Genomic DNA, 19,433 nt, shown 5'->3' on the forward strand with positions numbered 1-19,433 from the left:
CTCCGGCAGGGGAGCTACCGGAGGCCGCGTCGTACATCGTCGTTCGCGCCTAGGTTCGCGAACACGATGTGGGAGCTCGGGAGAGGACTAGAAGGGCAGCAGCACGTCCATCACTTGCTGGCCGTAGCGCGGCTGCTGCACGTCGGTGATCTGGCCGCGGCCGCCATAGGCGATGCGGGCCTGGGCGATCTTGGTGGAGTCGATGGTGTTGTCGCTCTGGATGTCCTCGGGGCGCACGATGCCGGCCACGATCAGCTCGCGGATCTCGAAGTTGACGCGTATCTCCTGCTTGCCTTCGACGACCAAATTGCCGTTCGGCAGCACCTGGGTCACCACGGCGGCGACGTTGGTTTGCAGGGCTTCCTTGCGGTCGACGCTGCCCTTGCCCTCGCTGGAAGAGGTCGAGTCGGCTGTCAGGATACGGCCGGGCAGGATCTTGTTGGCCTGGGTGATCGTTTGGGAGCCGATGAAGTCCGTGATTCCGGAATCTTCCTTGTTGGTGCGGCTGCGCGAGGTGTCGTTCTCGATGTTGGCCTTGTCCGTGATGTTCACGGTCACGGTCAGGAGGTCGCCGACCTGGCGGGCGCGCTGGTCCTTGAAGAACGCGCGGCTGCCGTTGCGCCACAGCGAGTTCGGATTGTAGGAGGCAACTTCCGGCTTCGGCATCGGCATCTGCACCGGCTTGTAGCCGGGCTGCGTCGTCGGATTGTCGATCGCCGACAGCTTCGGCTGCTCGCCGATCTGCGACAGGCGGTCGATCGAGGAGCAGCCGCTCGCCAGGGCACAAGTTGCCAGCAGCAGGGCAGAGATCGCGATGCGACGAAGGCGGAAGGCCGAACTGAACCTGGACATGACTTACTCTGACTTGGCTGGAGCTTGCGAGAGGCGAACTTGCGGAATCTGAGCCTGCGGGATCTGTGCCTGGGCGATCTGGGCCGGAGACGCGGGCGTCTGGATCAGACTCTGCGCCAGGGCTGCGGCCGGCGGCACGTCGTCACGCCTGATCGACGAGGTCTGCTCGACCGCAGGCGCCATCGGTGCAGACTGGGCGGCGCCCTGGACCGTCACCTGGCCGCGGCCGGTGACGACGCCGGTCAGCGTGCGCTTGGAGTGTAAATTCAACACGCTGACGGTGTCGCCCTCGGCGCCGTTCTCGATCGCCTTGCCGCGCGTGGTGAGATAGAGGCCGGGCACCTGGTAGATGATGGTGACGGCCTGATCGCGCAGCACGAAGTCGGGCTTGACGATGTCGGCGACGCGGAGCGGCGTGCCCGCGCGCATCGCCCGGCGCAGCTGCATGCCGATGCTGCGGTCGCGCGCGGCCGGTTCCCCGGTGACCTCGGCCTTCGGCCGGCGCTCCAGCGAGACGTCGGAGGATTTCAGAAGCTCGGCGCGGTCGATGTCGCGGGTCAGCACGGCCACTTCCACGGTCTCGATCGCGGTGCCGGTGAAGCGCAGCTTGGTCGGCGCAGAGTTGCTGTCGTTGGCAATCTCGAAGGCGATGTCGAAACGGCCGCTGCGGGCGTCGTAGCGGGTTGCAGCCGGCTCGAGCGCACCGGTGTTGGAGGCATCGAGCCGCATCTCGGCGACGCTGCGGTCGAACGTGACGGTGATGTTGGCGGCTTCTCCGAGGCCGAAGCGGCGCTCGAGCGCAGCGGTGACCGCGTTCTGGATGTCCTTGCTCGCGAGCGTGCGGGCGAGGCGGGTGACCTGGACCTCCTTGATGTCGCCGGTCGTGACGCCGATCACCTGTTTTGCCCGCAGCACCGAGAGCACCTGGCCGACCGTCAGCGTGCCGGTGGTGCCGAGATCGGGCGAGCGGTAGACCGGGATCAGCGCGGCGGATCCTGCGTTCTCGATGAGATCGCCGATCCGCACCACGTCCGCCGTGACGGTGACGCTTGCGCGCAGCGCCGGCGAGGCGATGAATTCGTCGGCGGCCACTGCCGGCAATGCCAGCAGGAGAAGGGTGGAGATCGAGGCGAGCGTGGTGCGGATCATCGTCATCACCTCAGCGGAACAGCGCCGTGGTCGACTGCATCATCTGGTCGGCCGCGCTGATGACCTTGGCGTTCATCTCGTAGGCGCGCTGCGCGGCGATCAGGTCGCTCATCTCCGAGACGACGTCGATATTGGCCTGCTCCAGGCTGCCCTGCGTGATCTTGCCGTAACCCTCGGAGTTGGCCGTGCCGTCCTGCGGCGCGCCGGACGAGGGGGTCTCGATGAACTGGTTGTTGCCGACGGGCTGAAGGCCCGCCTTGTTGATGAAGCGCGTGACGCCGATCTGGCCGATGATCGACGAGGTCGACGAACCCGGCAGCGTCACCGAGACCTGGCCCTGCTCGCTGACCGAGATCCCCGAGGCGTTGTTCGGAATGGTGATGGTCGGCTGCACCGGGTTGCCCTGCGCGGTGACGACGCGGCCCTGATTGTCCATCTGGAAGGTGCCGTCGCGGGTGTACTGGTAGGTGCCGTCGGGCATCAGGATCTTGAAGAAGCCATCGCCCGAGATCGCGAGATCGAGGTCGTTGCCGGTCTGCGACAGCGTCCCCTGCGTCATGCTGCGAGGCGTGCCGACGGTCTTGACGCCGCCGCCGATGTCGACGCCGACCGGCAGGATGGTGCCCTGGTCGGACGACTGGGCGCCAACGCGGCGGACGTGCTCATAGATCAAGTCCTGGAATGCCGCGGTCTGCTTCTTGAAGCCGGTGGTGCGCAGGTTGGCGATGTTGTTGGAGATCACCTGAACGTTGAGTTCCTGTGCCGCCATTCCGGTCGCAGCGGTGTGAAGCGCCTGCATGTCAGTTCTCCTTCAATCAGGCCGGAACGTCGGCGAGCTTGTCGATCGCCGATTTGTGGAGGTCGCTCTGCTGCTGGAGCAGGCTGGCGATTGCCGTGTAGCTGCGCATCACCTCGACCATGCGGGTCATCTCGCCGACCGCATTCACGTTCGACTTCTCGATGTAACCCTGCTGCAAGGTGGACTTGGCGTCGGCCTGCTGGTTGGCCGAGCCGGCGCCATAGAGATTGCCGCCGAGCTTGGTCAGCTTGGCCGGATCGTCGAACGACACCATGCGGATCTTGCCGCGGATCGAGTCGGTCCGCGCCGTACCCTCGAGCACCGTGACGGTGCCGTCGGGCGCGACATTGATGTCGTGGTCGGTCGGCTGGAAGGTAATCGGGCCGGCATTGCCGAGCACGAGATTGCCGCTCGCGGTGACGAGCTGGCCGGTGCTGTTGAGCGAAAACTTGCCGTCGCGGGTATAGAGCTCGCCGCCATTGGCCTGCACCGCGAAATAGGCGTTGCCGTTGATCGCGATGTCGAGCGGATTGTTGGTTGGCTCCATCGGCCCCTGGCCGACGTCTCGGAAGGTGCCGCGATCCTGCACATAGGAGATCCGGCGGTCGCGACCGATGAAATTGTCATGACGTGCGTTCGAGTTGAGATACTCCTCGAACAGCGAATGGTCGGCCTTGAAGCCGTTGGTGTTGGCATTGGCGACGTTGTTGGCGATGACGTCCATCTGCCGTTCCAACGTCATCTGCCGTGACAAGCCGATCAGAAGCGCGTTCTGCATCGGAAATCTCCCCTGAGTGAGATCTGCCATTTCGCTCTCCCAAGCGCCTTGGCGGATCCCGTGAACGAGACCTCGGGTTCTCCCAAACCGTGAGGTCTCGCCCCTTTCTCAGCGAAAGCCGTGCCAACTTAAAAAATTACATTATTTCAAATGGTTGTTGATTTTTGATGGGCGCGGAAGGGCGGCAGAAAGGTTCTGTTAGCCATGTTTGCCCGGCAGATTTTTCCTAGCGGAGGCCCAATCGAAAGGTTCCGTTAACCATTATTACCGTAGCGTTTGCACATCAGAGGAGCGCATTGCGCTGGGGCATTTGTATCGCGTCATTGTCTGCCAGGAGGCTTCGCTCTTTCGACCCCTTTGAGAAATGAACGAGCGCGGCAACCATGGCAGAGAATGAGGAAGGCGGCGCAGCCGCCGACGGCGCGGAAGCCGCTCCGCCGAAGAACAAGCTCAAGCTCATCATCATGGCCGTCGGTCTGCTCGCCGTCCTCGGAGGCGGTGCAGCGACCTGGTTCGTCTTCTTCCGTCACGGCGAGGGCGAGCACCATGCCGAGGCCGCGCCGCCGCCGAAGCCGCCGGCCTTCGTCGACGTCCCCGACCTGATGGTCAACCTCGCCGGCTCGCCCGGCGAGCGCGTGCAATATCTGCGGCTGAAGATCGTGCTGGAGCTGAAGGAAGAGAAGCAGATCGAGGCGATCAAGCCGACGATGCCGCGCGTCACCGACATCTTCCAGACCTATGTGCGCGAACTGCGCCCCTCCGACCTCAACGGCTCGGCCGGCATCTTCCGCCTCAAGGAGGAACTGACCAAGCGCGTCAACGCGGCGGTCGCCCCGATCCAGGTCAGCGCGGTGCTGTTCAAGGAAGTCGTGGTCCAGTGAGCATGACGGGCTAGGGATCATGGCGGGCAACGACCAGGTCGACCAGGATGCAATTGCCGCCCAGTGGGAGGCCTCGCTCGATTCCGAGGATCCCGCCGAGGCCGCCAAGGCTGCCGCCGAGAACGAGCTGTCGGAAACCATGGCCCTGCAATGGGCGGCCATGGTCGAGGACGGCAGCCGCGACCTCGGCACCGGCAAGAATTCCGGCGAGCGGGTGCTGTCGCAGGAGGAGATCGACAATCTCCTCGGCTTCACCGTCGGCGACGTCACGCTCGACGATCATTCCGGCATTCGCGCGATCATCGATTCTGCGATGGTCTCCTATGAGCGTCTGCCGATGCTCGAAATCGTCTTCGACCGCCTGGTGCGGCTGATGACGACATCCTTGCGCAACTTCACCTCCGACAACGTCGAAGTCTCGCTCGACCGCATCACCTCGGTGCGTTTCGGCGACTACATGAACTCGATCCCGCTGCCCGCCGTCCTCACCGTCTTCAAGGCCGAGGAGTGGGAGAACTTCGGCATGGCGACGGTCGATTCCAACCTGATCTATTCGATGATCGACGTGCTGCTCGGCGGCCGCCGCGGCACCAGCCAGCTCCGCATCGAGGGCCGGCCCTACACCACGATCGAGACCGAGCTGGTCAAGCGGCTGGTCGAGGTGGTGCTGGCCGATGCCGAGCAGGCGTTCCGGCCGCTGTCGCCGGTGACCTTCACGATCGACAGGCTCGAGACCAATCCGCGTTTCGCCGCGATCAGCCGTCCCGCCAACGCCGCGATCCTGGTCCGCCTGCGCATCGACATGGAAGACCGCGGCGGCAATATCGAGCTGCTGCTGCCCTACGCGACCATCGAGCCGATCCGGGGCGTCCTGCTCCAGATGTTCATGGGCGAAAAGTTCGGCCGCGACCCGGTCTGGGAAGGCCATTTCGCCACCGAGATCGTGCAGGCCGAGATCGCCGTCGATGCGGTGCTCTATGAAGCCGACATTCCGCTCAAGCAGCTGATGCGGCTCAAGGTCGGCGACACGCTGCCGCTGGACATGCGCGCCGACGCCAACGTCACCGTGCGCTGCGGCGACGTCACGCTAACCGAGGGGCGGATGGGCCGGGTCGGCGACCGCGTCGCGATCCGCGTGACGAAACCCTTGCGCAAGCCAAGTACGACACTGGCGATGTTCGAGAAGGTGGACGAGCAGAACAAGATGATGGAGGCCCCATGAACCACTCCCTGGGAATGGCGATCGAGACGCTGGTGGCTATCCTGCTGATGCTGACGATCGTCTATTGCGTCATGCTCAACAAGCGGCTGACGCGGCTGAAGGCGGACGAGCATTCGCTGAAGGCGGTCATCGGCGAGCTGATCACGGCGACGGAGATCGCCGAGCGCGCGATCGGCGGGCTGAAGCTGGCCGTGCGCGACGTCAACGAGAACCTGGGCAGCCAGCTCGCCGCCGCGACGCAGATGTCCGATCAGCTCTACAAGCAGCTCGGCGAGGCCGACAACGTGGTGCGGCGCCTGTCCAAGATTGCGATCGCCGCGCGTCCCGTGACGAACCCCGAAACAGCTGCCGCGCCTGCAGCCAAGCCGTCGACGGCGAAGGCGGTGGCGGCTGCGGCCGAAGCCTTCTCCGAGCGCCGGCGATCCAACGGCCTTGCCGCATAAAGCCAGGGTATGAAGTCCTTTCGTAACATCCGCGTCATTCCGGTCGTCCTGGTCGCCGTCGCAGGCCTCGCCACGCTGAAGGTGGCCGGCCTCGTCATCAACGGCGGCTACGTCTTCGACTACAAGCCGAACCAGACCAAGAAGTCCTGGGCCGAGGAGAACCTAAATTTCCCGACCGGCCGCGAGGATCTTGATATCACGGGATCCAGCGCGCCGAAGGAACCGCCGAAGCCGGCCGCACCCGAGACCAAGATGGAGGGCGGCACCCCGGTCAAGATCGACGAGACCCAGCCGCAGGTCTCGGCCTCGGAACGCGCGATCCTGGAACGGCTGCAGGCGCGGCGGCAGGAGATCGAGGCCCGCCAGCGCGAGATCGACATTCGCGAAAGCCTGCTGAAATCGGCCGAGAAGCGCATCGAGAACAAGGTCGAGGAGATGAAGGCGGTGGAAACCCGCATCTCCGCGACGCAGGCCGAGCAGAAGGCCGCCGAAGCCCAGCGCATGAAGGGCCTCGTGACCATGTATGAGGGGATGAAGCCGAAGGATGCCGCGCGGGTGTTCGACCGGCTCGAGATGGGCGTGCTGATCGAGATCGCCTCGGCCATCGCGCCTCGCAAGATGTCGGACATCATGGGATTGATGTCGCCGGAGGCGGCAGAGCGGCTGACGGTCGAGATGGCCCGCCGCGCCAATGGCGGCGGCGATCAGTCGGCCTCGGCCGTTGATCTTCCCAAGATCGAGGGCAAGCCGACGCAAAAGCCGAATTGAGGGCTCATACTTAAGAAGTCCTTAATTGGGAAAACCTTAAATTCGACGGCACGGGCCGGCGCCAGTGCCGGCACGCCCGCCGAACCGGAAGAAATGCCGCCAATGGCGCGAGAGGCTGCCGCTGGATTTGTGTCGCGAGCCCGCGCAGTGGCGCGGGGATTGTCGCGTCATGTCCGAAGGGCGCGCGCGCTGGCGGCCTGTGTCCTGATTGGCCTCACGGCGCCGGCCCGGGCGGCCGACCCGATCAGGGGCGAGGCGAGTTTTTCCGCCGGCGGCGGCTTCGCCCGTCTCGTCATCAAGCTCGGCGAGGATGTTCCCTCCGAGGTGACGACCGCAGGCTCCATCCTCGTGATCCGCTTCGACCGGCCCGTCGACGTTCCCGTCGACCGGATCCCGGAAGGTGCGCCCGACTACGTCAACTCCGCCCGCCGCGACCCGGATGGCAGCGCGATCCGCCTGTCGCTGGCGCGGCGCGTCACCGTCAACACCATGAACGCGGGCGAGCGCACCTTCGTCGACCTGCTGCCCGAAGGCTGGAAGGGACCGCCGCCGAGCCTGCCCATGGACGTGGTCAAGGAGCTCGCCGAGCGCGCCCGCGTGGCCGAGCGCGCGTTGCGTGCCCAGCGCGCCGCGGCCGAGGCCAGGAAGCGCCCGCAGATCCGCGTGCGTGCCTCGGTGCAGCCGACCTTCGTGCGCTTCGTGTTCGAGATGCCCGACGGCGTCGGCGTCTCCTCCGTGCTCAACGAGCAGAAGCTCACGCTCATCTTCAACGCCAACCTCAATTTCGACCTGGCGGACGCGGTCGTCGCGGCGCCGCCGAACGTCGCCTCGATCAAGCAGAAGGCCGACATCGACCAGACCAATGTCGAGATCGCGCTGATCGGCGATTCGGACGTGCATTCGTTCCGCGACGAGAAGAACTACGTCGTCGACGTCGCCTTCCAACCCGACAAGGGCAAGGCGGCTGCGACGCCCGAGGCGGCGATCGCACAGATGAAGCCCGCCGGTCACGCACCGGCGCCTGCGCCGGAAAAGCCGGCGGCCGAGAAGCCGAAGGATCCCCGCAGCGAGATCGCGCCGCCGACCTCCGAGACCATCGCGCGCGAAGCCAAGATCGACATCAGGCCCGAGGTGAAGCCGGAAGCCTCCGCCGCGCTGCCGTCCACCGAGGCGCCGAAACCGGCAGCCGCTCGCGCGGTCGAAGCTGCGCCCGCTCCGGAAGTGCCCAAGGAGGCCGCGAAGCCGGCGGCGCCGGCCGCGCAGCCCGTCGTTGCCAGCGTCGATGCGCGCCGCGACAGCGACGGATTGCGCGTGACGTTCCCGCTCCAGGTCGCAACGCCGGCGGCGGCGTTCCGCCGCGGCGACACGGTGTGGCTGGTGTTCGATACGCCGAAGCCGATCGATGTCGAGGCGATCCGCACCAAGGGCGGCGCCATGATCGGCGAGGTCGGCCGCATCCCGCTCGACAAGGGGCAGGCGGTGCGCATCCGTCTCACCCGTCCGCTGGTCTATTCGCTGACGAGCGAGGAGGTCGGCAAGGAAACCAACTGGCTGTTGACTCTCGCCGACAAGATCCAGGCGACGCCGCTGCCGCTGATGATGTCGCGCAACATCACCGATCCCGCGCTCGCCAACATCGCCATCCCCTTCGCCAATCCGGGCCTCCTGCACAAGCTCACCGATCCCGACGCCGGCGATACGCTCTATGTTGTCACCGCGCAGCGGCCGGTGCGCGGCTTCATCAAGCGGCAGGACCTCGTCGATCTCTCGCTCCTGGAATCCGCGCACGGCATCGCGATCCGACCCAACTCCGACGAGGTCGGCGTCGAGGTCGGCTCCGACAAGGTGATTGTCGGCAAGAAGGGTGGATTGACGCTCTCGCCGGTCGACATCTCGGCCGAGCGGGCGCCGACCGCGGTGCGCCCGATCTTCAGCCCCGAAGGCTGGCGCAAGGGACAGTCGGAAAACTTCATGGCGCGCCAGAGCGAACTGATGATGGCGATCTCGGCGGTCGAACCGGCGCTGCGTTCGCTGCCGCGGCTCGACCTCGCGCAGTTCTACATGTCGCGCGCCATGTATCACGAAGCCAAGGCCGTCACCGACGTGATGCTGAGCGATCCCCTCAACAAGGAGGAGAGCGGCGCGCTGATCATGCATGCGATCGCGAGCATCCTGATCGGCCGGCCGGCGCAGGGTCTGAAGGACCTCGCCAATCCCGTGATCGGCAACAGCCACGATTCCCAGCTCTGGAAGGCGCTCGCCTATGCGCGCCAGGGCAAATGGGCGGACGCGCGCGAGAAGTTCAAGAACGTCGAATTCGCCATCGCCTCTCTGCCGCTCGACATCCAGCGCATCGTGACGATGGACGCGATGCGCGCCTCGCTCGAGGTGAAGGACTATGCCGGCGCCTCCAAGCGCCGCAGCGAGCTCGAGGTGGTCGGTGTCCCGCCTGAGGCTGCGCCCGGCTTCGCCGTGCTGCGCGGCCGGCTCGCCGAGGCGCTCGGCCACGACAAGGATGCGCTGGACGATTACAAGTTCGCGGTCGCCTCGAGCGACCGGCAGGCTGCGGCCGAGGCCAAGCAGCTCGAGGTCGCACTGCGTCAGAAGCGCGACGAGATCAGCAAGGAAGAGGCGCTACGCGAACTCGAGACGTTGTCGATGACCTGGCGCGGCGACACGACCGAGGTCAAGACCCTCCAGATGCTATCGCAGCTGTATGCCGAGAACGGGCGTTACCGGGATGCGCTCACCGCCGCGCGCACCGCGACGAGGCTTCAGCCGAACGCCGAAGCCTCGCGTCAGGCTCAGGATCTCGCCTCCGAGCTGTTCACGCAGCTATTCCTCGGGCTGAAGGGCGACGAACTGCCGCCGGTCGAGGCGCTCGGAATGTTCTACGAGTTCCGCGAGCTGACGCCGATCGGCCGCCGCGGCGATGAGCTGATCCGCCGGCTCGCCGACCGCCTCGCCTCGATCGATCTGCTCGACCAGGCCGCCGAGCTCCTGCAATATCAGGTCGATCATCGCCTGGAGGGCGCGGCACGCGCCCAGGTGGCCGCGCGCCTGTCCATGATCTATCTCGCCAACCGCAAGCCCGACATGGCGATCACCGCGCTGCGCGCGAGCCGCATCAGCGATCTCTCCGGCGAGCTCCGGCAGCAGCGCCTGCTCCTGGAAGCGCGCGCGCAGAGCGACGTCGGCCGCCACGATCTCGCGCTCGACATCGTCTCCAACGTCTCCGGGCGCGAAGTGCTCCGCCTTCGCTCCGACATTTTCTGGGCGGCGCGGCGCTGGCGCGAGTCCGCCGAGCAGATCGAACTCTATTACGGCGACCGGTTCCGCGACTTCAAGCCGCTCAACGCGGTCGAGAAGAGCGACATCATCCGCGCCGCCGTCGGCTACGCGCTTGCCGATGATTCGATCGGCCTGTCGCGCTTCCGCGAGAAATATGCGCCGCTGATGAGCGAGAGCGCCGACCGTCTCGCCTTCGACATCGCCAGCAAGCCGGCCGCGGCCTCGAGCGCCGAATTCGCCGAGATCGCCAAGTTGGCTGCCAGCGTCGATACGCTCGACGGCTTCCTGCGCGAGATGAAACAGCGCTTCCCCGACGCCACGGCGCGCGCGCCCGGCGCGCCGCAGGCCAAGGACGAGGCCGACCACACCGGCTCGCTGCCCACGATTCCGGTCGTGCGACAGATCAAGATGACGCGGTAGGATTCCTCTGCCGCATCGAGCGCGGACCCGGCTATACCGTCATTGCGAGCGGAGCGACGCAATCCAGAATCTTTCTGCGGTGGGAGTCTGGATTGCTTCGTCGCGAAAGCTCCTCGCAATCACGGGGAGGGGCGGAGTTCGTGGCTGCTTGCTGAGAGCATGCGATGCTTGGCTGGCGGCTCCCGCAAAGCCTGCCTCACCCCCCGTAGCTCTGCACCAGGCTTCCTGCGACCAGCGACCAGCCGTCGACCAGCACGAAGAAGATCAGCTTGAATGGCAGCGAGATCGTCGCCGGCGGCAGCATCATCATGCCCATCGACATCAGCACCGAGGCGACGACGAGGTCGATGATCAGGAAGGGGAGAAACAACAGGAAGCCGATCTCGAAGGCGCGCTTCAGCTCGGAGATCATGAAGGCGGGAACGAGGATGCGCAAGGCGAGTTCGTCGGGGGTAGCCGGCGGCGGCTCGCCCGACAGATCCAGGAACAGCTTGAGGTCCTTCTCGCGCACGTTCTTCTGCATGAAGCCGCGCAGGGGAACGGAGGCGCGCTGGAGCGCATCCTCGACGCCGATCTGGTTGGCGACAAGCGGGCGGATGCCCTCGTCGTAGGACTTTTGCAGCACCGGGCCCATCACGAAGAAGGTGAGGAACATCGCGAGCGCGATGATCACCGAGTTCGGCGGGGCGGTCGCGGTGCCCAACGCGGTGCGCAGCAGCGACAGCACCACCACGATGCGCGTGAACGAGGTCATCATGATCAGGATCGACGGTGCGATCGACAGCACCGTGAGCAGCGCGATCAGCTGGATCGCGCGCTCGGTGACGCCGCCGCCACCGGCGCCGCCGCCGAGATTGATGCTGATGTCCTGGGCATGCGCCGGCATCGCGAGCGAGGCCGCGCCGACCAGGACAGAAAGGAAAAGAACTCTACGCGGGAGGGCCGGCAACCTCACGAAGACGGCTTCGGACGGCCGAGCAGCGAGGCCATCTCGTCTTCGAGATTTTCAAAGCTGGTCTTTTCCGCGGCCGGCTTCGCGGCCGGGGCGGGCGGCGCCGGCGGCTCGCTGCGTGCGGCACGCGGGGGCGCGGCCGGCGGCTCCGGCGCAACCGGAGGCGCGACCGTTTCGCCGGCCGGGCGGCGCAGGGCAGCCTCCAGCCGCTGCGCCATTTCGGCGAGATTCTGCTCGGCGCTCGAGGGCACAGGGGCCGGCGCCGGCGGCGGAACGGGCGCAGCCTGCGGCACAGGCGGAGGCGGCGGCGGCGCTGCGGCGCGCTCGGGGCGCAGCGGCGGCATCTTCACCGGCTCACTCTGGCGAGGCGGACGCGGCATCAGCGGCGGTTCGCTGCGGGCCATGCGCGGCGGCAGGGGCTCGGGCCATGGTTCGCGCTCGGGACGCGGCGCGATCGGCTCGGGTGTAAAGCCTCCCAAGGGCGGTTCGCTGCGACGTTCGGCCAGCGCCGGAGCAGGCCGGCGCACCTCATCGGCGAAGGATGGGCGGGCGGGCCGCGGCGGGGGCTCGGGCATCTGCGGTTCGGGATGATCGAGCAGTTCCGGTCGCGGCGCCTCGTCGGCCCAGCCGCCGACGTCGGGCATGGGGGCAAGGCGCGGCGGCTCGGCGGCGTTGGGACGCTGCGGGAGCTGGTCGCGGCTCGGCGCGGCGCGAACGATATTGGGCTCGACGACGATGTCGGTTGGGCCGCCGATCATCAGGAGATGCTCGACATTGTCGCGCCGGACCAGCACCAAACGGCGCCGGCCGTCGACCGCGGCGGCGTCGATCACGGCGAGCCGGGGCATCCTGCCGCGCTGGGTGTTGGCGCCCAGCCGGCTGCTGCCGAATCGGCGAACCAGCCATGCAGCGACGCCGATCAACGCCAGAACGACGATGAACGCGACGATGAAGGTGATAGGGCTGCCTTGCATACTTGTCCCCGACAAATGGCGCTTTTCTCGTACCCGTGGTCAGCTTTGCCAACCACCGGCGTACGATGCCCCAAGCTGCGATTTCTTAACGTTCCACGGCAAGTTTTGCCGTCCCCAACTCTTAATAACCCATGAATCGCCCGATCCAAAACGACTTCTTGGCCTGTGCGCGCCCCGCCAAACGGTTGGGTTAATGCCACTTTTCGAGGCGTAGAATCACGGGCGCGCAAAATCGTGTCTCGCCTGGGGGCATGCATCGAAAGCGCTCTTAACCAGCTGTTAACCATACAGGCGGCAAATTCTGCCTAGCTTCGGACCTCGGGTCCGCAAGGGTGGCGGAAGGAGCCGCGACGATGTCCATCAACGACCTCCCGGTGCTGTCGGCGCTTCGTACCAAGATGCAGTGGCACCAGGAGCGCCAGCGCGTCCTGTCCGAGAACGTCTCCAATTCCGACACGCCCAAATTCCGGCCGCGCGACCTGGTCGAGCCGAAGCTCGACAGGACCGGCGCCGTCACGGGGTCCATGGGGCCGCTGGCCCTGACCCGTACCAGCGCCTCGCACATGACGCCATCGGGCGCCGCCTCCGCATTCGACCAGGACAAGAACGCCGGCTTCGAGACCCGCCCTGCGGGCAACGCCGTCAATCTCGAGGAGGAGATGATGAAGGCCGCCAGCAACCAGATGGACTACGCGGCGGCGACCTCGCTCTATTCGAAGAGCCTGCGTCTGCTCAAGACGGCGATCGGCAAGGCCTAGGCGTGATCCCGCAACCAGGAGAGCTAGAGGCGCATCATGGCGAATGACAGTAGCGACTTTGCCCGCTCGATGGCGATCGCCACCTCCGGCCTGCGCGCGCAGGCCGGGCGCATGAGGGTGATCTCGGAAAACATCGCAAATGCCGACTCGACGGCGCAGACCGCCGGCGGCGATCCCTATCGGCGCAAGGTTCCGACCTTCTCCTCCGCGCTCGACCGCACGCTGGACGCGCAGGTCGTCACTCTCGGCAGGATCAAGCCCGACCAGTCCGACTTCCGCGTCAAATACGAGCCGAACAATCCGGCCGCGGATGCGAGCGGCAACGTCAAATATCCCAACGTGAACTCGGTGGTCGAGATAACGGACATGCGCGATGCGCAGCGGTCCTACGAGGCCAATCTCAACATCATCAGTGCGACGCGCCGGATGATCCAGCGCACGCTCGACATCCTCAAGAGCTGAACAGGACATCTGAGTCATGGCATCACCGACAATCGCCGCGAACGCCTATGCCAACCTTGCCCGCGTGCTCGAGAACGGCGGCGCCGGCAAGGGCAGTGAGCCGACCGGGCAATCCTTTGCCTCGCTGCTGAAGGACGCCGTCGGCAGCGTCATGGAGTCCGGCCGCAAATCCGATGCGCAGACGGTGGCGATGGCCGCCGGCAAGGCCAACGTGATGGACGTGGTGACGGCGGTCGCGGACACCGACGTCGCGGTATCCACGCTGGTCTCGGTCCGCGATCGCGTGATCGCGGCGTATGAAGACATCATGAAGATGCCGATCTGATTTGAAGCGAATGGCGAGTGGCGAATGGCCAGCTCAGGCCACCATTCGCTACTCGCTTCTCGCGCCTTCCTCTAACCCCATCGGAACCTCCAAATGACCGGACCCGAGACCCTCGATGTCGCACGCGATGCGATCTGGACCATCGTGATCGTGTCCTCCCCGCTGATGGTGGTCGGCCTCGTGGTCGGCGTCATCGTGTCGCTGTTCCAGGCGCTGACGCAGATCCAGGAGCAGACGCTGATCTACGTGCCGAAGATCCTGGCCATCTTCGCCACGATGCTGCTGGCGCTGCCGTTCATGGCCGACTCGCTCCACGCCCACATGATGCGTATATCGTCGCGAATCATTGGCGGCTGAGGCAAGATGCGTGAATTATGCGCATCGACGTCTCGCTGCTGCCGGCACTCGCCGCCTCCTTCATGCTGGCCTTCGCCCGGGTCGGCGCGATGGTGATGCTGCTGCCAGGGCTGGGTGAGACCAACATCCCGACGCGGATAAAGCTGTCGATCGCGCTGATGCTCACGCTGATCATCCTGCCGCTGCATCGAAACGCCTACCAGGTCGACATGGGCTCGCTCGCGCCGCTGCTGGTCCTGATGCTGCATGAGATCGCGATCGGTATCGTACTGGGCGCGACAGCGCGCGTGACGCTGTCGGCGCTCCAGGTTGCGGGATCCGTGATCGCGCAGCAGATGGGGCTTGGCTTCGTCACTTCGGTCGATCCGACGCAGGGACAGCAGGGCGTGCTGGTCGGCAACTTCCTGACCATTCTCGGCGTGACGCTGCTGTTTGCCACCGACAGCCACCATCTGGTGATCGCCGCGCTGAACGACAGCTATACGATCTTCTCGCCGGGCGAGACCGTATCGAGCGGCGATGTCGCCTCGCTGGCGACGCGCGCCTTCACCGCCGCGTTCCGCCTGGGCCTGCAGCTCTCGGGACCGTTCCTGGTGTTCGGCCTCGTCTTCAACATCGGGCTCGGCGTGCTGGCGCGGTTGATGCCGCAGATGCAGGTCTATTTCGTCGGCGTGCCGTTGTCGATCTTCGCAGGCTTCCTGGTGCTCGCCGTGGTGCTGACCGCGATGATGGGCACTTTTCTCGATTATTTCATCGGTGTCATGCACCAGATGATGCCGCTCAAGTGACGGGGTCGATCGATGGCGGAAGACAACGATCCCGAAAGTCAAACAGAAGACCCGACGCAAAAGCGCCTCGACGATGCGCTCGAACGCGGAGACGTCGCCAAGAGCCAGGAGATCAACACCTGGTTCATGATGGCGGGCGGCACGCTCGTGGTCTCGACCTTCTCGGGCTCGGTCGGCAGCGGGCTGCTGACGCCGATGCGCAACCTGCTCGCCAATTCCTGGATGATCAAGACCGACGGCAAGGCTCTGCTCGCGCTGATGCAGCAGATCGAATTCGTCGTGCTCGCGGCCGTCGGCGTGCCCCTCCTGATGCTGATGCTGGCGGCGATTGCCGGCAACATGCTCCAGCACCGCCTGGTGTGGTCGGCCGAATCCCTGAAGCCCAAGTTCAACAAGATTTCGCCCGGCGCCGGCTTCAAGCGCATCTTCGGCAAGCAGGCGGCCGCTAATTTTCTCAAAGGCATCGGCAAGCTGGTCTTGCTCGGCGCGATCATGACCATGATCCTGTGGCCGGAGCGGCACCGCATGGAGGCGATGGTCCGGCTCGATCCGGCCGGCATGCTCGGCGCGACAACCAGCATGACCATTCATCTGCTCGGAGCGGTGGTCGCGGCCCTCGCGATCGTCGCCATCGCCGATTACTTCTTCCAGTACCGAAGCTGGTTCCAGCGACAGAAGATGTCGCTTCAGGAGATCAAGGAAGAATTCAAGCAATCCGAAGGTGACCCGCACATCAAGGGCAAGATCAGGCAGTTGCGGCAGCAGCGCGCCAAGAAGCGCATGATGGCGGCGGTTCCCAAGGCCTCGGTGATCATCACCAACCCGACCCACTATTCGGTGGCGCTCTCCTACGAGCGGGGCATGTCGGCGCCGATCTGCGTCGCCAAGGGCGTCGACAACCTCGCCTTCAAGATCCGGGAGATCGCGCGCGAGCACGACATCCCGATCGTGGAGAACGTCCCGCTGGCCCGGGCGCTCTACGCCACCGTCGACATCGACCAGGAAATCCCGACCGAGCACTATCATGCGGTGGCCGAGGTCATCGGCTACGTCATGCGGCTGAAGCGCGGATTCGGCGCCGGGCGGGGATAAAATACCCGAAAAATACCGGAAATGGCCGTAATCTGGGAATCAGCGTACCTTTCGCCGCTGCTGCCCTTGCACCTTTGGGTCCGATTCAGGCAGGGAGGACCCCACGCGCCCCGTAACGCGTTGATTCTCTGCCGACAGGCTGCGCCAGCTCGATATGACTGCTGAGACCGACCACGACCTCACACGCGAGCCCGTTGCGGCGCACGAGCCGTCGCCGCGCTCGGGCAGCATTGCGCTGGTGCTGCTGGTGGCCGCCGGCCTCGTCGCGGTCGCCGTCGGCCTGATGACGCTCGGGCGCGCGCAGGCGCAGCCTTATATCCTGGGCATCCTCGCCGTGCTGGCGATGGTCGGCCTGTTCAACCTGTTCGCCTTCGCCGCCGGCATCATCCGCTTCGCGGACCGCAATCTCGACGATCCCATCGTTGGCCACATCTCCGATCACGCCTTCGACGGGCTCGCAGTCACCGATGCGCGCGGACACGTGGTCTATTCCAATGCCGCCTATCTGACGCTGACCGGCGCCAGCGGCCCCCAGGACGTGCGTCCCGTCGAGCGTGTCTTCATCGGCAACCCTGATGTCTCCGAAGCGGTGTTCCGCCTGCTCAAGGCCGCACGCGAAGGCAAGCGGCAGCAGGAAGAGGTGCGCATCTCCGGCCATGACGGCAGCCAGGGCCGCTGGTTGCGCATGCGGGTGCGCCCGCTCGGCACCGGAAAGCGCGAGGCGAAATACGCGGTGTGGTCGATCGCCGACATCACCCGGGACCGCGAACGCCAGGAGGACGTGTTCCAGGAGCTCCAGCACGCGATCGAATATCTCGATCACGCGCCGTGCGGCTTCTTCTCGGTCAATCCGGCCGGAGAGCTCGCCTATGTCAATGCGACGCTGGCGAACTGGCTCGACTACGATCTCGCCGAGATCGGTTCGGGCGGCCTCAAGCTCACCGACATCGTCTCCGGCGACGGCGCCTCGCTGCTCACCTCCATCGTGGCGGTGCCGGGCGAGGTGAAGACCGAAGTCTTCGACATCGACCTGCGCATGCGCACCGGCAAGACCATGCCGGTGCGGCTCTATCACAAGCTCGCCTTCGGCGCCGACGGCGCTCCGGGGCCGTCGCGCACGCTCGTGATCAGCCGCGCCCGCGACGAGCGCAGCGACCCCGACCGCGCCGCCGAAGTGCGCTTCATGCGCTTCTTCGACCACACGCCGATGGCGATCGCGACCGTCGATCGCGCCGGCAACGTCGTGCGGGCCAATGCGCGCTATGCCAAGCTCGGACAGGCGCTCGGGCTCGACAGCGCCGGCAAGTCGATCTTCCGCGCGGTCAGCTCGCGCGACCGGCAGCTTTTGATCGCGGCCATCAACCAGGCCGCCGAAGGCAAGGCCGACATCGCGCCGGTCGAGGTGGCGCTGGAAGGGGCCAAGGAGCGCTGGGGCCAGTTCTTCGTCACGCCGGTCGATTCGGCCGAGAACGACGCGGAAGCCGCCATCGTGCACATGCTCGAGACCACCGAGCGGCGCGCGCTGGAGAACCAGATCAACCAGTCCCAGAAGATGGAGACCGTCGGCCAGCTCGCCGGCGGCATCGCCCACGACTTCAACAACGTGCTGTCCGCCATCATGATGGCGAACGACTTCCTGCTGAACGCGCACAAGCCGACCGACCCGTCGTTCCAGGACATCATGCAGATCAAGCAGAACGCGACGCGCGCCGCGACCTTGGTGCGGCAGCTGCTCGCATTCTCGCGCCGCCAGACGCTGCGGCCGCAGGTGCTCGATCTCGGCGATGCGCTTTCCGATCTCACCATGCTGCTGCGCCGGCTGATCGGCGAGAAGGTCAAGCTCGACCTCGTCCACGGTCGCGACCTCTGGCCGGTGAAGGTCGACGTCTCCCAGTTCGAGCAGGTGATCGTCAACCTGGCGGTGAACGCGCGCGACGCCATGCCGGATGGCGGCAAGCTGATCATCCGGACCGCAAACGTCACCACCGAGGACGCAGGCAAGCTCGCTTACAAGGGCATGCCGGCTGCGGACTATGTCCGGATCGAGGTCGCCGACACCGGCACCGGCATTCCCGCCGATATCCGCGACAAGATCTTCGAGCCGTTCTTCTCGACGAAGGAAGTGGGCAAGGGCACCGGCCTCGGGCTCTCCACCGTCTACGGCATCGTCAAGCAGACCGGCGGATTCATCTATGTCGATTCCGAGCCGGGGCAGGGCACCTCGTTCCATATCTTCCTGCCGCGCCATCACGCCGAGCAGGACGTGCAGGTCGAGCAGCCCGCAGCCGCGGCCAGCGCGGCCGGCGGCGCCGCGAAGGAAGCCGCGCCCGCCGAGGCCAAGCCGCGCACCGATCTCACCGGGCAGGGCACCATCCTGCTGGTCGAGGACGAGGAAGGCCTGCGCGCGCTCAACGCCCGCGGCCTGCGCTCGCGCGGCTACACCGTGGTCGAGGCCGAGAACGGCGTCGAGGCCATGGAGGTGCTGGAGGAGCAGAGCGGGGCGATCGATCTCGTCGTCTCCGACGTCGTCATGCCCGAGATGGACGGCCCGACGCTGCTGAAGGCGATGCGAGAAAAGAACCCCGACATCAAGTTCATCTTCGTCTCGGGCTATGCCGAGGACGCGTTCGAGAAGAGCCTGCCCGAAGGCCAGCAGTTCGACTTCCTGCCGAAGCCCTTCACGCTCAGCCAGCTCGTGGCGGCGGTAAAGGAGACGATGAACAAGCAGGGGTGAGGGCAAGAGGCACTACGCCGTTCCCGCATTCTCCGTCGTTGCGCTCGACTGCTTCACGCCGTCATTGCGAGGAGCCCGCGAGAAAATTGCGAAGCAATTTTGCGCTGGCGAAGAAGCAATCCAGGCTGCCTTCGCGGAAAGATCCTGGATTGCTTCGTCGCAAGGGCTCCTCGCAATGACGGTGGATAGAGCTGCGCCTCCAACGACGAGGAAAAAGCGGAATTCCGGTCGTATAGCCACCGGTAATGTGAGACCATGGTTCCCCGCGCACCCCGGCCAAGCCCCCGCCAAATATGGGTTTTTGCCACATCCCCGCGACTGAGGGCCGCAGTCACAAGTTCCGAAACCGGCTTCACTTTTCGGGAAGTCTGCCCATCTTAAGCGCACG

Annotated in this window: 18 protein-coding genes; 12 read left to right on the top strand and 6 right to left on the bottom strand. The window is 65.7% G+C overall.

Translation table 11 applies throughout. From position 1 onward, the window contains the following. Positions 1-87: 87 nt before the first annotated feature. Genes flgH through flgF form a run of 4 tightly spaced genes read right to left on the bottom strand, consistent with a single transcriptional unit; the run spans position 88 to position 3,578 of the window. Positions 88-852 carry a flagellar basal body L-ring protein FlgH gene (gene flgH / locus XH96_RS14180; protein ID WP_131874771.1) on the bottom strand — a complete coding sequence of 255 codons (765 nt, stop codon included), beginning with the start codon at positions 850-852 and terminating at the stop codon, positions 88-90. Between the two features lie 3 nt (positions 853-855). Further along, positions 856-2,001, bottom strand: a complete 1,146-nt coding sequence (gene flgA, locus XH96_RS14185; protein ID WP_194393041.1) for a flagellar basal body P-ring formation chaperone FlgA — start codon at positions 1,999-2,001, stop codon at positions 856-858. Between the two features lie 10 nt (positions 2,002-2,011). Continuing rightward, positions 2,012-2,800, bottom strand: a complete 789-nt coding sequence (flgG, locus tag XH96_RS14190) for a flagellar basal-body rod protein FlgG (RefSeq protein ID WP_028182232.1) — start codon at positions 2,798-2,800, stop codon at positions 2,012-2,014. Between the two features lie 16 nt (positions 2,801-2,816). After that, a complete protein-coding gene (gene flgF, locus XH96_RS14195; protein WP_131874789.1) occupies positions 2,817-3,578 on the bottom strand; it encodes a flagellar basal-body rod protein FlgF in 762 nt (253 codons plus the stop codon). A gap of 383 nt (positions 3,579-3,961) precedes the next feature. Between flgF and fliL the strand changes: the two genes are divergently transcribed. The 5 genes from fliL to XH96_RS14220 all read left to right on the top strand — a co-directional run bounded on the left by fliL (position 3,962) and on the right by XH96_RS14220 (position 10,603). Then, entirely contained in the window at positions 3,962-4,459 is a 498-nt protein-coding gene (gene fliL / locus XH96_RS14200) for a flagellar basal body-associated protein FliL (protein WP_194393042.1), read from the top strand. A 19-nt stretch (positions 4,460-4,478) separates the two neighbouring features. Further along, complete coding sequence (fliM, locus tag XH96_RS14205; RefSeq protein WP_061883026.1) at positions 4,479-5,681, top strand: flagellar motor switch protein FliM; 1,203 nt, start codon at positions 4,479-4,481, stop codon at positions 5,679-5,681. Further along, positions 5,678-6,124: a DUF6468 domain-containing protein gene (locus XH96_RS14210; RefSeq protein ID WP_035675328.1), complete on the top strand. Its 447-nt coding sequence runs from the start codon at positions 5,678-5,680 to the stop codon at positions 6,122-6,124. The genes fliM and XH96_RS14210 overlap by 4 nt, the downstream gene beginning before the upstream one ends. A 9-nt stretch (positions 6,125-6,133) precedes the next feature. Then, positions 6,134-6,892, top strand: a complete 759-nt coding sequence (locus XH96_RS14215) for a MotE family protein (protein WP_194393043.1) — start codon at positions 6,134-6,136, stop codon at positions 6,890-6,892. Between the two features lie 102 nt (positions 6,893-6,994). After that, a complete protein-coding gene (locus XH96_RS14220) occupies positions 6,995-10,603 on the top strand; it encodes a tetratricopeptide repeat protein (protein WP_194393044.1) in 3,609 nt (1,202 codons plus the stop codon). A gap of 196 nt (positions 10,604-10,799) precedes the next feature. On the opposite strand, the gene fliP is transcribed toward XH96_RS14220, so the two are convergent. Both fliP and XH96_RS14230 read right to left on the bottom strand, forming a co-directional pair. Continuing rightward, positions 10,800-11,558, bottom strand: coding sequence for a flagellar type III secretion system pore protein FliP (fliP, locus tag XH96_RS14225; protein WP_131874777.1), 759 nt, complete (start codon positions 11,556-11,558; stop codon positions 10,800-10,802). Continuing rightward, complete coding sequence (locus XH96_RS14230; RefSeq protein WP_194393045.1) at positions 11,555-12,529, bottom strand: flagellar biosynthetic protein FliO; 975 nt, start codon at positions 12,527-12,529, stop codon at positions 11,555-11,557. Before XH96_RS14230 ends, fliP begins: the two co-directional genes overlap by 4 nt. Positions 12,530-12,882: 353 nt before the next feature. Between XH96_RS14230 and flgB the strand changes: the two genes are divergently transcribed. From flgB to cckA, 7 genes are all read left to right on the top strand, one after another. Continuing rightward, the gene (gene flgB / locus XH96_RS14235; RefSeq protein ID WP_194393046.1) at positions 12,883-13,287 is read left to right on the top strand and encodes a flagellar basal body rod protein FlgB; all 405 of its coding nucleotides are present in this window, start codon (positions 12,883-12,885) and stop codon (positions 13,285-13,287) included. A gap of 36 nt (positions 13,288-13,323) precedes the next feature. Beyond that, the gene (gene flgC / locus XH96_RS14240; protein WP_028180906.1) at positions 13,324-13,749 is read left to right on the top strand and encodes a flagellar basal body rod protein FlgC; all 426 of its coding nucleotides are present in this window, start codon (positions 13,324-13,326) and stop codon (positions 13,747-13,749) included. Positions 13,750-13,765: 16 nt separating this feature from the next. After that, a complete protein-coding gene (gene fliE / locus XH96_RS14245; RefSeq protein ID WP_028180905.1) occupies positions 13,766-14,074 on the top strand; it encodes a flagellar hook-basal body complex protein FliE in 309 nt (102 codons plus the stop codon). 93 nt (positions 14,075-14,167) lie between these two features. After that, a complete protein-coding gene (gene fliQ, locus XH96_RS14250) occupies positions 14,168-14,431 on the top strand; it encodes a flagellar biosynthesis protein FliQ (RefSeq protein WP_028180904.1) in 264 nt (87 codons plus the stop codon). 17 nt (positions 14,432-14,448) lie between these two features. After that, positions 14,449-15,219: a flagellar biosynthetic protein FliR gene (gene fliR / locus XH96_RS14255; protein WP_194393047.1), complete on the top strand. Its 771-nt coding sequence runs from the start codon at positions 14,449-14,451 to the stop codon at positions 15,217-15,219. 12 nt (positions 15,220-15,231) lie between these two features. Continuing rightward, the gene (gene flhB / locus XH96_RS14260) at positions 15,232-16,311 is read left to right on the top strand and encodes a flagellar biosynthesis protein FlhB (RefSeq protein ID WP_194393048.1); all 1,080 of its coding nucleotides are present in this window, start codon (positions 15,232-15,234) and stop codon (positions 16,309-16,311) included. A gap of 154 nt (positions 16,312-16,465) precedes the next feature. Continuing rightward, positions 16,466-19,045 carry a cell cycle histidine kinase CckA gene (gene cckA / locus XH96_RS14265; RefSeq protein ID WP_194393049.1) on the top strand — a complete coding sequence of 860 codons (2,580 nt, stop codon included), beginning with the start codon at positions 16,466-16,468 and terminating at the stop codon, positions 19,043-19,045. Positions 19,046-19,433: the final 388 nt, after the last annotated feature.

Source organism: Bradyrhizobium sp. CCBAU 51765 (genome assembly GCF_015291725.1).
In the GTDB taxonomy this organism is placed as follows: Bacteria; Pseudomonadota; Alphaproteobacteria; order Rhizobiales; family Xanthobacteraceae; genus Bradyrhizobium; species Bradyrhizobium liaoningense.

Excerpts from the sequence above, each read along its gene's own strand:
- flgB (WP_194393046.1), top strand. The coding sequence starts at position 12,883 with ATGTCCATCAACGACCTCCCGGTGCTGTCGGCGCTTCGTACCAAGATG.
- XH96_RS14220 (WP_194393044.1), top strand. The coding sequence starts at position 6,995 with ATGGCGCGAGAGGCTGCCGCTGGATTTGTGTCGCGAGCCCGCGCAGTG.
- XH96_RS14215 (WP_194393043.1), top strand. The coding sequence starts at position 6,134 with ATGAAGTCCTTTCGTAACATCCGCGTCATTCCGGTCGTCCTGGTCGCC.
- fliM (WP_061883026.1), top strand. The coding sequence starts at position 4,479 with ATGGCGGGCAACGACCAGGTCGACCAGGATGCAATTGCCGCCCAGTGG.
- flgF (WP_131874789.1), bottom strand. The coding sequence starts at position 3,578 with ATGCAGAACGCGCTTCTGATCGGCTTGTCACGGCAGATGACGTTGGAA.
- flgG (WP_028182232.1), bottom strand. The coding sequence starts at position 2,800 with ATGCAGGCGCTTCACACCGCTGCGACCGGAATGGCGGCACAGGAACTC.
- XH96_RS14210 (WP_035675328.1), top strand. The coding sequence starts at position 5,678 with ATGAACCACTCCCTGGGAATGGCGATCGAGACGCTGGTGGCTATCCTG.
- XH96_RS14230 (WP_194393045.1), bottom strand. The coding sequence starts at position 12,529 with ATGCAAGGCAGCCCTATCACCTTCATCGTCGCGTTCATCGTCGTTCTG.
- flhB (WP_194393048.1), top strand. The coding sequence starts at position 15,232 with ATGGCGGAAGACAACGATCCCGAAAGTCAAACAGAAGACCCGACGCAA.
- cckA (WP_194393049.1), top strand. The coding sequence starts at position 16,466 with ATGACTGCTGAGACCGACCACGACCTCACACGCGAGCCCGTTGCGGCG.
- flgH (WP_131874771.1), bottom strand. The coding sequence starts at position 852 with ATGTCCAGGTTCAGTTCGGCCTTCCGCCTTCGTCGCATCGCGATCTCT.
- fliR (WP_194393047.1), top strand. The coding sequence starts at position 14,449 with ATGCGCATCGACGTCTCGCTGCTGCCGGCACTCGCCGCCTCCTTCATG.
- fliQ (WP_028180904.1), top strand. The coding sequence starts at position 14,168 with ATGACCGGACCCGAGACCCTCGATGTCGCACGCGATGCGATCTGGACC.
- flgC (WP_028180906.1), top strand. The coding sequence starts at position 13,324 with ATGGCGAATGACAGTAGCGACTTTGCCCGCTCGATGGCGATCGCCACC.
- fliL (WP_194393042.1), top strand. The coding sequence starts at position 3,962 with ATGGCAGAGAATGAGGAAGGCGGCGCAGCCGCCGACGGCGCGGAAGCC.
- fliE (WP_028180905.1), top strand. The coding sequence starts at position 13,766 with ATGGCATCACCGACAATCGCCGCGAACGCCTATGCCAACCTTGCCCGC.
- flgA (WP_194393041.1), bottom strand. The coding sequence starts at position 2,001 with ATGATCCGCACCACGCTCGCCTCGATCTCCACCCTTCTCCTGCTGGCA.